This is a genomic window from Erythrobacter crassostreae (assembly GCF_019204045.1).
Lineage (GTDB): Bacteria > Pseudomonadota > Alphaproteobacteria > Sphingomonadales > Sphingomonadaceae > Erythrobacter > Erythrobacter crassostreae.
In genome coordinates, this window is the sequence record NZ_JAGSPC010000001.1 from 347292 (window position 1) to 359817 (window position 12526).

Annotated in this window: 12 protein-coding genes and 1 tRNA gene; 6 read left to right on the top strand and 7 right to left on the bottom strand. The window is 55.8% G+C overall.

Translation table 11 applies throughout. From position 1 onward, the window contains the following. Positions 1-172: 172 nt before the first annotated feature. The 3 genes from KCG46_RS01745 to KCG46_RS01755 are packed head-to-tail and all read left to right on the top strand — an operon-like array spanning position 173 to position 2581. Complete coding sequence (locus KCG46_RS01745) at positions 173-460, top strand: hypothetical protein (RefSeq protein ID WP_218403630.1); 288 nt, start codon at positions 173-175, stop codon at positions 458-460. A gap of 56 nt (positions 461-516) precedes the next feature. After that, positions 517-1872, top strand: coding sequence for an O-antigen ligase family protein (locus tag KCG46_RS01750; RefSeq protein WP_218403631.1), 1356 nt, complete (start codon positions 517-519; stop codon positions 1870-1872). Continuing rightward, positions 1862-2581, top strand: a complete 720-nt coding sequence (locus tag KCG46_RS01755) for a tetratricopeptide repeat protein (RefSeq protein WP_218403632.1) — start codon at positions 1862-1864, stop codon at positions 2579-2581. The genes KCG46_RS01750 and KCG46_RS01755 overlap by 11 nt, the downstream gene beginning before the upstream one ends. A 252-nt stretch (positions 2582-2833) precedes the next feature. Here KCG46_RS01755 and KCG46_RS01760 read toward each other — a convergent pair. Further along, positions 2834-2919, bottom strand: a tRNA-Leu gene (locus KCG46_RS01760). A 167-nt stretch (positions 2920-3086) separates the two neighbouring features. Between KCG46_RS01760 and KCG46_RS01765 the strand changes: the two genes are divergently transcribed. Continuing rightward, positions 3087-4076, top strand: coding sequence for a complex I NDUFA9 subunit family protein (locus KCG46_RS01765; protein ID WP_439648804.1), 990 nt, complete (start codon positions 3087-3089; stop codon positions 4074-4076). An 18-nt stretch (positions 4077-4094) separates the two neighbouring features. Here KCG46_RS01765 and KCG46_RS01770 read toward each other — a convergent pair whose 3' ends face one another. Continuing rightward, the gene (locus KCG46_RS01770; RefSeq protein WP_218403633.1) at positions 4095-4979 is read right to left on the bottom strand and encodes a dienelactone hydrolase family protein; all 885 of its coding nucleotides are present in this window, start codon (positions 4977-4979) and stop codon (positions 4095-4097) included. 116 nt (positions 4980-5095) lie between these two features. On the opposite strand from KCG46_RS01770, the gene KCG46_RS01775 reads away from it, so the two are divergent. Further along, positions 5096-7255 (top strand): PQQ-dependent dehydrogenase, methanol/ethanol family, encoded by a 2160-nt coding sequence (locus KCG46_RS01775; protein ID WP_218405242.1) that lies wholly within the window; start codon positions 5096-5098, stop codon positions 7253-7255. Positions 7256-7264: 9 nt separating this feature from the next. On the opposite strand, the gene KCG46_RS01780 is transcribed toward KCG46_RS01775, so the two are convergent. Genes KCG46_RS01780 through KCG46_RS01790 form a run of 3 tightly spaced genes read right to left on the bottom strand, consistent with a single transcriptional unit; the run spans position 7265 to position 9558 of the window. After that, positions 7265-7666 carry a VOC family protein gene (locus KCG46_RS01780; RefSeq protein ID WP_218405243.1) on the bottom strand — a complete coding sequence of 134 codons (402 nt, stop codon included), beginning with the start codon at positions 7664-7666 and terminating at the stop codon, positions 7265-7267. Between the two features lie 13 nt (positions 7667-7679). Further along, positions 7680-8546: a formyltetrahydrofolate deformylase gene (gene purU / locus KCG46_RS01785; RefSeq protein WP_218403634.1), complete on the bottom strand. Its 867-nt coding sequence runs from the start codon at positions 8544-8546 to the stop codon at positions 7680-7682. A 1-nt stretch (position 8547) separates the two neighbouring features. Continuing rightward, positions 8548-9558 carry an NAD(P)H-dependent flavin oxidoreductase gene (locus tag KCG46_RS01790; protein WP_218403635.1) on the bottom strand — a complete coding sequence of 337 codons (1011 nt, stop codon included), beginning with the start codon at positions 9556-9558 and terminating at the stop codon, positions 8548-8550. Positions 9559-9787: 229 nt separating this feature from the next. Between KCG46_RS01790 and KCG46_RS01795 the strand changes: the two genes are divergently transcribed. Then, positions 9788-10147, top strand: a complete 360-nt coding sequence (locus tag KCG46_RS01795) for a UrcA family protein (RefSeq protein ID WP_218403636.1) — start codon at positions 9788-9790, stop codon at positions 10145-10147. Positions 10148-10165: 18 nt separating this feature from the next. On the opposite strand, the gene purT is transcribed toward KCG46_RS01795, so the two are convergent. Together purT and KCG46_RS01805 are read right to left on the bottom strand one after the other, a co-directional pair. Beyond that, positions 10166-11344, bottom strand: a complete 1179-nt coding sequence (gene purT / locus KCG46_RS01800; protein WP_218403637.1) for a formate-dependent phosphoribosylglycinamide formyltransferase — start codon at positions 11342-11344, stop codon at positions 10166-10168. Positions 11345-11355: 11 nt separating this feature from the next. Further along, positions 11356-12345, bottom strand: coding sequence for a sensor domain-containing diguanylate cyclase (locus KCG46_RS01805; RefSeq protein ID WP_218403638.1), 990 nt, complete (start codon positions 12343-12345; stop codon positions 11356-11358). Positions 12346-12526: the final 181 nt, after the last annotated feature.

Sequence of the window (12526 nt, forward strand, 5' to 3'; positions counted from 1 at the left end):
AAAGATTCAGTCCATCTCTGCAGGAATTGCCCCGCTGACTGAATCGCGGCAAACATCACTTTGAACCTCATGACAAAGAACCTCTGTTGTTTTCTGCCTCCTTAGGCTTGCGTTGAGTTCTTCTGTGTATTGCCCTAATGTGATTTTAGTTATCGCAAGAAAGACGTTTACGATGATCAAAACCGCATCTCGTTTGACCCTTACGGTTGCAACCGTAAGCATGGCCTTTCTGCCGGTTGCGGCGCACGCCAACACGCGTGCCGGCGACAATGGCACCGTCTACGGTGCCGAAGCATCATCGGCAGGCGCAATTTTCGGCGCTGTCTATGATGATGAAGAGATTTCTTTCGCTCTCGGTGACGTCTTGGCTGTCGTCGCAGGAATCCTCGCTGGCACTGCGATTATCACGCTCCTTTCCGGCACTGCTGACAATAGCCCGGATCAATCCCGCGGGACCTGAAACCTCGGCATTGTGTCCGGCAAGGCTGATCAGCCCCAAGGATTGGCGCCTCTCGATTGACTAATTCTGCTCTGTCCAAGCAATCAGCCCTGATTGCGATTGCCGCAATCATTTGCATTGCAGCCGTGATGGGCGGAGGCGGCGTGCGCTATGGCATAGCGAACCTCACAGTCCAGTTGACGGCTCTCGCATTTGCGGCGTTCCATTGCCCTGCAATCTTTGCATTTTGGAAAACTGCACCTGCATCTTTACGGGTCTTGATCGCTCTTTCAGCTCTTCTTCCTCTTGCTCAACTCATCCCACTTCCGGAGAGCGTTTGGACTTCTTTGCCCGGCCGCGAGCTGGTGCAGCAATCGTTTGCGCTAACCGGTCACAGCGGCTGGGTTCCTCTCAGCGTTGACCCAATTCGTACGACAGTCGCACTAACCGGCATCATCGTCCCGCTTGCCATATTGATGGTCGGTTGGTCATTGAAACGCCGCCAGTTGCTGATGCTAGGCTGGCTGATCGTCGCGATCGGCTTGGTCAATGTTCTGATCGGCATTCCACAAGTTTTGGCCGGAGTGTCGGCCCTCCCGATCTACCCCGAGCCTGGACCAGATGATGTACTCTACGGGTTGTTTGCCAATCGAAACTCCACGGGACTGTTTCTAGTGGCTGCATTTACGCTTGCCGCGATCCTGCCCTCACCAAAGAAGCATGCCGCCGTGCTTCCTGTCCGTCTGGCTCTCTGCTTGCTGTTCCTTGTCGCGATTGTGCTGACCCGATCTCGCACCGCCCTAGTGTTGGCTATGATACCAATCGCGATGGCCATGCTTCGCTCAGTATTGGTCTTTCGCAGCAGCACCAACGGCCAGACCAGAAAATCGCCGTCTGTTCGCTTTGTGACGTTTGGAGCAATTGCACTGTGTATCGCTGCCGCTGCCACAACTTTAAGCATGGCCCCGGGCAGGGTCGCCGATACTATGGAGCGGTTTCAGGCCCAAAGCGATGCACGCGCCTATATCTGGAAGGATGCGACTTATTCCGCTTCTCGCTACTGGCCGGCGGGAACGGGCATGGGCACGTTCGACGAAGTTTTTCAGACGGACGAGTCGTTAGAAAACGTGACCGAGCGGCGCGCCGGACGCGCTCATAACGACTATCTAGAGGTCGCGATCGAAGCCGGAGCAACGGGGATCATCCTGATCGCGGCGTGGCTGATAATGATTGCCTGGCTTGCATGGCGCGCTCGCAATTCCGAGCGGCGCTGGGCCGCATGGGCTGGAGGAGCAATTCTGCTAGCCATCGCCCTTCAATCGATAACTGACTACCCCTTGCGCAACCAATCCATGCTGGCTCTGGCAAGCTTTGCATTCCTTCTACTGGCGCGCATCGGAACCCGCCGCGGTGAGAATGAACATGATCGGTAAGATGATCTGGTATGCGGCCATCTTGCTGATCGGCGCGGTCACTACTGCGGTACAGCTAGATCGCCAGTCTGCAGCGACACCCACATTGGCAGAATTTGTCCCGAAGCCTGCACGTGGATTTGCGCAGGCTCAATTGGCCGCACGCGCGCTGCAATCCGGACCTTCGGAACTGGCTGTGAAAGAAGCTGAATTGTTGGTCGAGCGCCGTCCGATACCGGCTGAACCCCTCAGACTGCTAGCGCAGGCCAAATTCTCAGCAGGCCAGTCCGAAGCGGGACTCCTTACCATCCAGATCGCCGCTCGACGCGGCTGGCGCGACCCTGCCGCGCAAGAAACGATGCTTCGCCTTGCCATTGCGGCGGGAGATGAGGCCGAGGCCGCCAGGCGTTATACAGCCCTCTTCCTCCAAAGCGGAACACAAGATGCTCTCCTAGTGGAATTGGGTGCTACGCTATTCGAGACGACAGATGGACCGGCGGCGCGAACCCTCATCGAAATCGTCAGCGCGAACGACCGATGGCCCGACACATTCCTCAGGCGCGGCCAAAGGGTGTTGCGACCAGGAACATTTGTCGAGATTGTTGGAGAAGCAGCTTGGCACGGCGCAGATTTCTCCTGCGAAATTCTGATCGACTTGGGCCCGTCGCTAACTCGCCGAGATACAACCGCAGGTAAAAAATGGACCGAATTGATGCAAAAACACTGCTGAGCCACTAAGAATTCAAATTAATGGCCGCGCTCATCATGTATCGGCCTTGGCTTTGCACCGAGTCTAGATTACGTATCGCTCTATCGGTTAAAGCAATATGGCCCCCACTTTCATTGGCCGTCCAAATGTGTCCCTATTGGCTTGGCATGCGATTGCAGGCAAACGCTGGCGAACAATCGCGATTAAAAACGGTCACTTCTTTGCAATTTCTGGGCTTTTTACAACCGTAGCGATCAGAGATGAATGAGTAAATGGTGCCAGAAGAGGACTCGAACCTCCACATCCTTGCGAATACGTGCACCTGAAGCACGCGCGTCTACCAATTCCGCCATCTGGGCACCGGAGCGGCGAGTCGTCTAGGGCAGGCCGCTGGGTAGGAGCGCGCCAATAGCTATCCGCGCGCAGCTCTGTCAACGTCATTCGTATAACAGAAATTGCGATTCAGAGCGCGGGAACGCTTGCCCAACGCGCCGCGTTGAAGCATTGGCACCCCGACACGAATTGCATGAACGCACGGGATCACACGATCATGACCAACACTTCGCCTCTCTCCGAAAAGCTCGTCACTGTTTTTGGTGGCGGCGGTTATATTGGCAACTATGTCGCGCAAAGCCTTTTGGAGCGTGGCGCACGCTTGCGCATTGCCAGCCGCAATCCGGAGAAAGCGCACTCTTTGCAGCCTCTGGCTAATCTGGGCCAACTGCAATTTGCACGCTGCGATATCACAAAAGAAGAAAACGTCGCAGCGGCCCTGCACGGAGCCGACTACGTCGTGAACCTTGTTGGTGCGTTTTCCGGTGATCTGGAAGAACTGATGGGTGAAGCGCCGGGCACGATGGCTCGGCTTGCCAAAGGCGCCGGTGTGGCCGGTTTCGTTCATGTCAGTGCAATTGGCCCAGACGCCCAATCGAGCGCAGCCTATGCCCGTGGGAAAGCGCAGGGCGAAACGGCTGTACTTGAAGCCTTTCCCGAAGCGACAATCATGCGCCCGTCGATTGTCTTCGGCAAAGACGACAATTTCCTCAACATGTTCGGCCAAATGATCGAAATGATGCCGGTGCTTCCGGTGTTCGGTCCCGACGCCAAACTGCAGCTGGTGTTTGCCGATGATGTTGCAGAAGCAATCGCCGTCGCTTTGGAAAACCCCACAAAACACGGCGGTCAAATTTTCGAACTGGGTGGGCCAGAACAGCTTTCGATGATGCAGATCAATGAGCGGATTGCTGAAGCACAGGGACGCAGCCGCCGCTTTATCGCGATGCCGGATGGTATTTCGTCAATCTTTGCAAGCCTTCCGGGCACCCCGATGAGTAAGGACCAATGGACCCTACTTAAACCGGGCAGCACAGTTTCAGGCGAGCATAAGACCTTCGCTGATCTTGGTATCGAGCCACGCCCGCTTGGTGCGTTCCTCGACAAATGGATGACACGCTACCGCAAGTTCGGCCGTTTTGGCCGGAGCAATGATCGCGCCAAGGACCGTGCGGCTGTTTAACGCCGCGAGGTCACCGGGTTACAAATTCGCCGAATATAGCGTCAGCAGGTCGGCATAGGCCTTTTCTGCGGCTGGTTCAGCGTATGCGGGGCTGTCCGGAACGGTCCACCCGTGATCGCCAGCATACACTTCTACCTTGGCCTGACGGTCAGCAGCCGCAGCGGCATTCGCAAAGTCAGTCTTCACCTCTGGCGCCTCTGCATCGTCATCCTGAGCGACCGCAATAAGGAATGCTGCGGTTGCCGAGCCAAGGGTGTTGTGCGGGCTCAACGGATCATCACCGCGCACTAGCCCGCCGCCGTGAAAGCTTGCAGCGGCTTTGACCCGACTAGGCGCGGCAGCCGCGCTCCACACTGTAAATGGCCCGCCCATGCAATAGCCTTGCGTGCCAATTCCTCGCGATGTGTCGACCTGAGGTTGGGCATCGAGCCATGTGACAATGCTTTGCGCATCACGCTGAATTGCTTCGGCAGTGAGCTTCTCACGCCATGGGCCAACTTTGGAGAAGCCCTCAGCCTCAATGAAACTTGCAAAATCAGCAAACTGTTCACCCGCTACATCGCGGTAATAGGGGTTCACTACGAGCACGGCATACCCCTCGCTCGCGAGGCGCATGGCCATTTCGAGTTTGGATTGCCGCACTCCGGCAATGTCTGGCCACATGATAATTGCGGGGTATTCTTCGCCTTGCTCGGGATAGACAAGAAACCCGTCCATGGTGCCATCTTCTGTCGCGAAGGATACCTCGTCACTGAACATGGATAGGCCGCTTGGCTGTTCTTCACCCTCACCGCCAGATGTTGGCGCACAGGCCGCGACAGCGGCAGCCCCCGCAAGCGCCCCAAACTGCCGGCGACTAATTGCTTCTTTCGCCCAGTCCTTAAGTTTCGCCTCATCGCACATGGTGATCGCTCCTGCAGTTTGTGTTTCCAGCCTTCAATAGGCCGCAGGCTTACCGATGGACAAGTGACGATTGACGCGGCAACATGCTCTACGAGAGGGAGAACTACCAAATGTCGATGAGGAAATGGGCCTTGCCCGTGCTGGCGCTTGGCGCCCTGTCGGTGACCGCTTGCAACGAAATGTTCGAGGCGGAAACAGGAGGCGGCATTACAAGCGCAATGTTGGTTGGTGCGGATAGCGATCATGCCAACTGGATCACGCATGGCCGGAACTATTCCGAGCAACGGTTTTCCCCGCTTGATGAAATCAACGCTGAAAATGTCGGTGAGCTGGGTTTGGCATGGTTCTCCGATATGGACACCGCACGCGGTCAGGAAGCGACCCCGCTTGTGATGGATGGAAAGCTCTATGTCACAACCGCATGGAGCAAGGTGAAAGCCTTCAATGCAGCCACTGGCGAACCGCTGTGGGATTACGATCCGAAAGTTCCGGGTGAAACCGCCGTCAAAGCCTGCTGCGACACTGTAAATCGCGGATTGGCTGCTTACGGCGACAGCCTGTTTCTCGGCACGTTAGATGGCCGTCTGGTCGCGCTGGATCGCGACAGCGGCGATGTGAAATGGGAAACAGTGACTGTTGACCAAAGCCAAAGTTACACAGTGACCGGCGCCCCGCGGGTCATCGACGGCAAAGTAATCATCGGCAATGGCGGCGCTGAATTTGGCGTGCGCGGTTACATTGCTGCCTATGATGTGAATGACGGCAGCGAGCTATGGCGCTTTTACACCGTGCCCGATGGCAATGAGGGCGGTGAAAGCCCGCAATATATGCAAGACGCAGCCGAAACTTGGAACACCGAAGTTCTCGCCGGAAACGACGCCATTGGCGGCGGCGGTACGGTGTGGGATTCAATGGCTTACGATCCCGATCTCGACTTGCTGTATATCGGTGTTGGTAATGGGTCTCCTTGGAACCGCGCATACCGGTCTCCGGGCGAAGATGGCACAGGCGAAGGCGACAATCTCTACCTATCGAGCATAGTCGCGATCCGTCCGAGCACCGGCGAATATGTCTGGCATTATCAGACCACACCGGGCGAAACGTGGGATTACACCGCGACCCAGCACATCATCTTGGCTGATATGGAAATCGATGGAGAAGAGCGTCAGGTTCTGATGCAGGCCCCGAAAAACGGCTTCTTCTACGTGATCGACCGGGCGACAGGAGAATTCATAAGCGGCGAACCTTATGTAGCGGTAAACTGGGCGACCGGCATAGGCGAAGACGGGCGTCCAATCGAAAACCCCGAAACGCGGATCGACAAGACAGGTCAGCCTGCGATTGTTACGCCGGGCGCACTGGGCGGCCACAACTGGCATCCGATGGCGTATCACCCTGATGAAAACCTTGTCTACATTCCCGCGTTCGAAGCCGGGATGGTTTACGCTCCTGAAGAAAACTGGAAGCCGGACCGCGCGCGCGGTTTCAACGTTGGTTTCGACCTTGGCGCAGGCGATCTGCCTCCTGATTTGGGCATCCGACGCGAAGTCGCAGGAACGCTGCGCGGCATGCTGGTTGCTTGGGATCCGGTAGCTCAGGAAGCGAAATGGACAGTCGAGCATCCCGGTCCTTGGAACGGCGGCTTGCTCGCGACAGCTGGCGGCCTGGTGTTCCAAGGCACAGCTGGAAGCGAGTTCAATGCATATTCGGCAAATTCAGGCGAAAAACTTTGGAGCTTTGGCGCGCAAACCGGTGTCGTTGCACCGCCGATCACCTACACAGTCGATGGCGAGCAATATGTGGCTGTTCTGGCTGGTTGGGGCGGCGCCTATGCGATCACAGTAGATGGTGAGCTTTTGGATGCAAAAGCACCTGTCCGCAATGTCTCACGGCTGCTTGTATTCAAGCTGGGTGCTGATGGCGAATTGCCTGCAGAAATGGAACTCGCCAAGCTACCGCTTGACCCACCACCAAGCCGCGCGAGCGCAGAAACGATTGCACTCGGAGCCGAGAAATACGCGCGCTATTGCACCGTATGCCATGCGCCTGCAGCGGTAGGCTCAACTGTGTTACCTGATCTGCGCCGTGCTGGTTCACTTGGCAATGCAGGAGCGTGGGAAGCTGTCGTGCATGGCGGTATCCTAAAGGATAACGGAATGGTTTCTTTCGCTGACTCGCTCAGCAAAGAGGAGATTCAGGCTATCCGTGAATATGTTATCTTCCGTGCTAATCAGGACAAAGTGATGGAACAGCCAGGGGATGTTGCAAGGCGTTGAAGCCGCCGGTTACGCGCTGGAAAAATTCAGTTCGAGCAGCACGTTGTTCGGGTCAGAGGTGAATATCTGCTTCAGCCCTGCCGATGGTACCTCGTTGATCTTGTAATTCGCCCTGCGCGCATCGAGCCGCGATTTCACTTCGTCAAAATCGGCACATCGCAAAGCGACATGATGGATCGCGCCAGTTTCTGCACCGGGATCAACTTCCCGGTCATATTGACGCGGGAAATCGACCGAATTGAGATGCAGGATGGCGATGCCATTCTGGTCGTACATCCAGCGCACCTGATCTGGGCGCATGTGCGGCGGTCCATCGCGCTCTTCAAGATCAAGCAAGTCGGCGTAGAAACGTGCAGTTTCGAATAGCCGGTCGGTGATTATGTTCACGTGATCCAATCGTTCGACAATCATCACTATCCCCGCCTTATGCTCTGAAAATCACCGTCCGGCCGCCATTCATAAGCACACGTTCTTCGACAAAAAGGCGTACTGCTTCGGCCAGCACCCGTCGCTCGATATCGCGCCCTTTGCATACAAGGTCTGCCGCGCTGTCGGCGTGAGTGATGCGTTCGACGTCCTGATGGATGATCGGCCCTTCATCCAGATCAGCGGTCACGAAATGAGCCGTTGCACCGATAATTTTGACCCCGCGCTCGTGTGCCTGATGGTATGGCCGCGCACCCTTGAAGCCGGGCAGGAAGCTGTGGTGGATATTGATGCAGCGCCCTGAAAAATGCGCGGATTGCTCATCGGAGAAAATCTGCATGTAGCGGGCCAGCACGACCAACTCGGCATCGGCTTCACTAGCGATCTGGCGGACCTGTGCCTCCTGATCCGCCTTTGTGTCTTTCGAAACAGGCAGGTGATGATACGGGATACCAGCAAGGTCGATATCGGTCGTCGCTTCGCGTGGATGGTTGGAAATTATCGCAACCGGATCGATATTCAGCTCGCCCGTACGCCAGCGATAGAGCAAATCGACAAGGCAATGGTCGAATTTGCTGACCATGATGATTGTCCGACGGGGCCGATCTTGCGATACAATCGTCCAATCCATCGCATAGTCAGCAGCGAACTTTGAAAAGGCTGCGCGAAGGGTGTCTGGACCAGTACCGATCGGATCAAAAGCGACGCGCATAAAGAACCGATCAACCGAGACTGCGCCGGTCCGGTCGCAAAACTGCTGCGCGTCAACGATGTTGCATCCGCGCTCAAATAGAAACCCGGTTACGCGTGCCGTGATACCGGGACGATCTTCGCAACTCAGCGTCAGGATCAGCGGATCGGCCATCTTACCGACCAATCAAGGCCGCTTCACATTGCTGCATCAGTTGGGCGATAATATCAGCGGCTGGCTCTTCTGCTTTGACCATACCAACGCTTTGTCCGGCCATCAAAGAACCGTTCTCGATATCACCGTCAATCACCGCGCGGCGCAGTGCGCCTGCCCAATAATGTTCGATCTGCAGCTGCGCCTCGCCCATATTGACCTCTTCGCGGTCCAGCAGACCGGCCACTTCGATCTGTTTTGCTGTGAATTCTTCTGTGCCCTTGTTCTTTAGCGCACGCACAGGGATCACCGGCAGTCGCGGATCAACCTGAACGCTGGCTTCGGCATCGCGAGCCTTGGCTCGGAAAAATGCTTTCTTAAAATCCGCATGCGCGATGCTTTCGGATGCACAGGCGAACCGTGTGCCGAGCTGAACCCCGCAAGCGCCCATTTCAAGATAGCTTGCGATGGCTTCGCCGCGGCCAATACCGCCCGCCACAAACACCACGTGATCATCAGCCAGCTCCGGCAAAAATTCCTGTGCCAGCACGCTGGTGGATACTGGGCCGATATGGCCACCAGCTTCCATTCCTTCGATCACCAAAGCGTCTCCGCCCGACCGAAGTAGTTTTTTCGCAAGCGCAAGCGTCGGCGCAAAAACAATGACCTTGGCGCCAAATTCCTTGATCGCTTCGACGCTTCCTTTGGGCGGGATCCCACCGGCAAGAACAACATGCGTGACGCCGTGCTTTTTGCAGACGGCGATCAAGTCAAACAATTGCGGGTGCATGGTGATCAGGTTCACACCGAACGGCTTGTCCGTCATCGCCCTGGTCGCCGCGATTTCTCCATCGAGCAGTTCTGGCGTCATCGCACCGCAGGCGATCACGCCAAATCCGCCAGCGTTGGAAATCGCCGATACAAGGTTACGTTCGGAAACCCAGCTCATCGCACCGCAAAGGATTGCAGTCTCGCAGCCTAGGAATTCAGTGCCGCGCTGCATCATTGCTGCGCTCTTTGGAAATTTACTCATGGTAGCGGCGATTAGTCAGGAAATTGACATATGGCAATGCGCTGAAAAGTGGGACGGCAACCACCAGAGCGCACAATTATTACAGCGCAGAGTAACCAAATGTTGAACACCCTCGAACTGCTCAACGTCGGGTCGGCATCACCCTCCCCCCTGAAAAAGCTGGCCCGACAGTCTTCTTGCACCGCCGAAACAAAACCCCGTTCAAGTTTGAGAGAGAGAGTATCCTGACATGTTCAATCGTAAGACCCTAACCGCCGTCGCAATTGGTTTTGCTGCACTCAATGCAGCCCCCTTGGCCGCTCAATCGAATGCGCAGACCAGCATAGAAGTTCAGACCGGCGCCTATAACCTCGCCAGCAAAGAAGGCCAAAGAGCATTGGATGCCGAACTAAAATCTGCGGTACGCGAAGTTTGCGGCGTGCATCCCACATTGCGCGATATCCATGAGATTCGGGACTACCGCAGCTGCGTGACCAATGCAGAGGCCAGTTTCCAGCAGGATCGCGATTTCGTCATCGCTCAAGCAGAGGCGCGCGATGCTGCACGTATGGCGATCAGCGAAGAAGATCGCACGTCCACCGACGGCTGATCTCAACCGGTCCATAACTCAGTTTGAATAGCTGATCTTGATCCGCTTGGCCGCTTCACCGGCGAGGCTTCGTGCCTCGTCGGTGTTGTCTCCTAAAGCCAGCGCGACACCCATCCGCCGAAAGGGCCGTGTGATGGGTTTGCCGAAAATTCGAATGTCGACATCGGCATCCACTTCGAGAGCCTCGGCAACACCCTCAAACCCAAAATCTGTGCTATCTCGGTCGGCCAGAACAACCGCGGAGGCACCAGGCTTTGCCAGAATTGCAGGCTCAACAGGAAGCCCCATGATCGCGCGCGCATGCAGGTCGAATTCAGACAGTTCCTGCGAAATTAAAGTCACCATGCCGGTATCATGCGGACGGGGTGACAATTCCGAGAAGATGACATCTTCACCGCGCACGAAGAATTCAACTCCGTAAAGGCCCCAGCCGCGGCCATTACCTTGCAATGCCTCAACTACCGTCGTCGCCATTTGCTGAGCTTTCGACAAGGCATCATTGCTCATCGCTGCGGGCTGCCAGCTTTCCTGATAATCGCCCCGTTCTTGCCGGTGGCCGATTGGAGGACAAAAGCTGATCCCCGCTTTGTGCCGGACTGTAAGGACAGCTATTTCGTAATCGAAGGCAATGAATTCCTCTACGATTACTCGCGGCCGATCGCCGCGCATATTAGCAACCGCATAGTTCCACGCGGCTTCCAAACCATCCGGATCATCAATTTTACTTTGGCCTTTGCCAGAGGATGACATCACCGGTTTGATCACACAGGGAAAACCCGCATATTCGGCTCCGATGCAGACCTCTTCAAAACTTTCTGCATAGCGATAGCGAGAGGTCACCAGACCCAATTCTTGCGCGGCAAGGTCGCGGATTGCATCGCGATTCATTGTAAGCTGTGTAGCTCGAGCGGAAGGGACCACGTTGAAGCCCTCGCCTTCAAGATCGGCGAGCACTTCTGTTCGGATGGCCTCAACCTCGGGCACTATGTAATCCGGCTTATGTTTGAGAGCTGCTGCACGCAGAGCCTCACCATCAAGCATGGAGAAGACCTCGCGTCCGTCGGCCATCTGCATGGCAGGTGCATCGTCATAGGCATCGCATGCGATCACACGCGCGCCTAGCCGTTTCGCAGAAATCACAAACTCACGGCCCAATTCGCCTGAGCCGAGTAACAGAATCGTTGCAGTAAGAGCCATGGCCGGCAGGCCTAGCGCGAGGAGACTGCAACTCCAACCGCGTTGTGAATGCATGCGCTGTCATTGCTGGCGCCCGGATAACTAACACCCCCGTGGTATCCACATTCGCCAACTTGCCTGCCACCGCCAGCCCGCGCCATCACCAATGCCAACTCAGCTTGCCGCAACGTCCAATCGACGGTGCATTCTAGACGAGCAAGGCCTGCGCTAGCTGTCAGTTTCGGCGAGCGCGACGAGGCAGGCAGAGCAAGTTCACCGAACGTCTTGAGGACATCTTCTGCCCAAAGGCGGGTGGATGTCGCCGTCATTTCCGGCACAATTACAGCGAGCCGTTCATTGTCGAATTGTGCGATTTCATAACCTGGAAGTGCCATCGCCTCTATGAACTTGGCAAAGCCCCACATGATCTCGTCTGCGGTCCGCTGGCCGTATTGCATGATCAACGAGCGCATCCGGTCGACCGCAAAGATCACCACGTTCTCGGTTCCGCCTCTCGCGAGGCGGCGGCGCAAATTCTCGCAAAAGGCGTGTCGGTTCAAAAGGCCGGTAAGCGGATCGGTAACGGCGCGGCTATGCAGTTCACCTTCTACCGCACGTTTATACTGAACGGAGCGGATGAGCCCGAGCGCACCTTGGACCTGACCATGCTCATCATCGATCCGGCGGATGCTCAAGGCGTACCATCGCCGGCAATCAATCGCGCCAAATTCGTATGCTGGATCGGCAACGACAACCGGAAATTCAAACCAGCCTTGCGAAGTACTACCCGCCGTCACCTGCTCGACGAATGCTCCCAGCGCAGAACCGTGCTCGCCCTCCGCCAGATCGGATATGTGCGGCATAACCAGCATTGATGATAAATCATGGCCCAAATGAACCACATTTTCCGACGCAAATACAATAAACCCATTTGCATCCAATCTGACGACAACGTCACCCGAACACTCTTCAACCAGACCGTGCAGCACACGGCCCTCCACATCACTCAAACCAATTTTCATGCCGAAATGCCCCCGGCGTTAGCGACCAAACCTATGCCCATCCATCAATCAGAGAATCAATAGTTAGCTAACACTTGACTTATCTAAAATGCAGAACCCCTTAAATTTCCGCACTTTCAAGTATTATCTGTTAGTCTATTGACTTTTATTGACTAAAAAACGAATCAACATTGATTTTTGT

Excerpts from the sequence above, each read along its gene's own strand:
- KCG46_RS01755 (WP_218403632.1), top strand. The coding sequence starts at position 1,862 with ATGATCGGTAAGATGATCTGGTATGCGGCCATCTTGCTGATCGGCGCG.
- KCG46_RS01745 (WP_218403630.1), top strand. The coding sequence starts at position 173 with ATGATCAAAACCGCATCTCGTTTGACCCTTACGGTTGCAACCGTAAGC.
- KCG46_RS01795 (WP_218403636.1), top strand. The coding sequence starts at position 9,788 with ATGTTCAATCGTAAGACCCTAACCGCCGTCGCAATTGGTTTTGCTGCA.
- KCG46_RS01775 (WP_218405242.1), top strand. The coding sequence starts at position 5,096 with ATGAGGAAATGGGCCTTGCCCGTGCTGGCGCTTGGCGCCCTGTCGGTG.
- KCG46_RS01805 (WP_218403638.1), bottom strand. The coding sequence starts at position 12,345 with ATGAAAATTGGTTTGAGTGATGTGGAGGGCCGTGTGCTGCACGGTCTG.
- KCG46_RS01790 (WP_218403635.1), bottom strand. The coding sequence starts at position 9,558 with ATGAGTAAATTTCCAAAGAGCGCAGCAATGATGCAGCGCGGCACTGAA.
- KCG46_RS01780 (WP_218405243.1), bottom strand. The coding sequence starts at position 7,666 with ATGATTGTCGAACGATTGGATCACGTGAACATAATCACCGACCGGCTA.
- purT (WP_218403637.1), bottom strand. The coding sequence starts at position 11,344 with ATGGCTCTTACTGCAACGATTCTGTTACTCGGCTCAGGCGAATTGGGC.
- KCG46_RS01770 (WP_218403633.1), bottom strand. The coding sequence starts at position 4,979 with ATGTGCGATGAGGCGAAACTTAAGGACTGGGCGAAAGAAGCAATTAGT.
- purU (WP_218403634.1), bottom strand. The coding sequence starts at position 8,546 with ATGGCCGATCCGCTGATCCTGACGCTGAGTTGCGAAGATCGTCCCGGT.
- KCG46_RS01765 (WP_439648804.1), top strand. The coding sequence starts at position 3,087 with ATGAACGCACGGGATCACACGATCATGACCAACACTTCGCCTCTCTCC.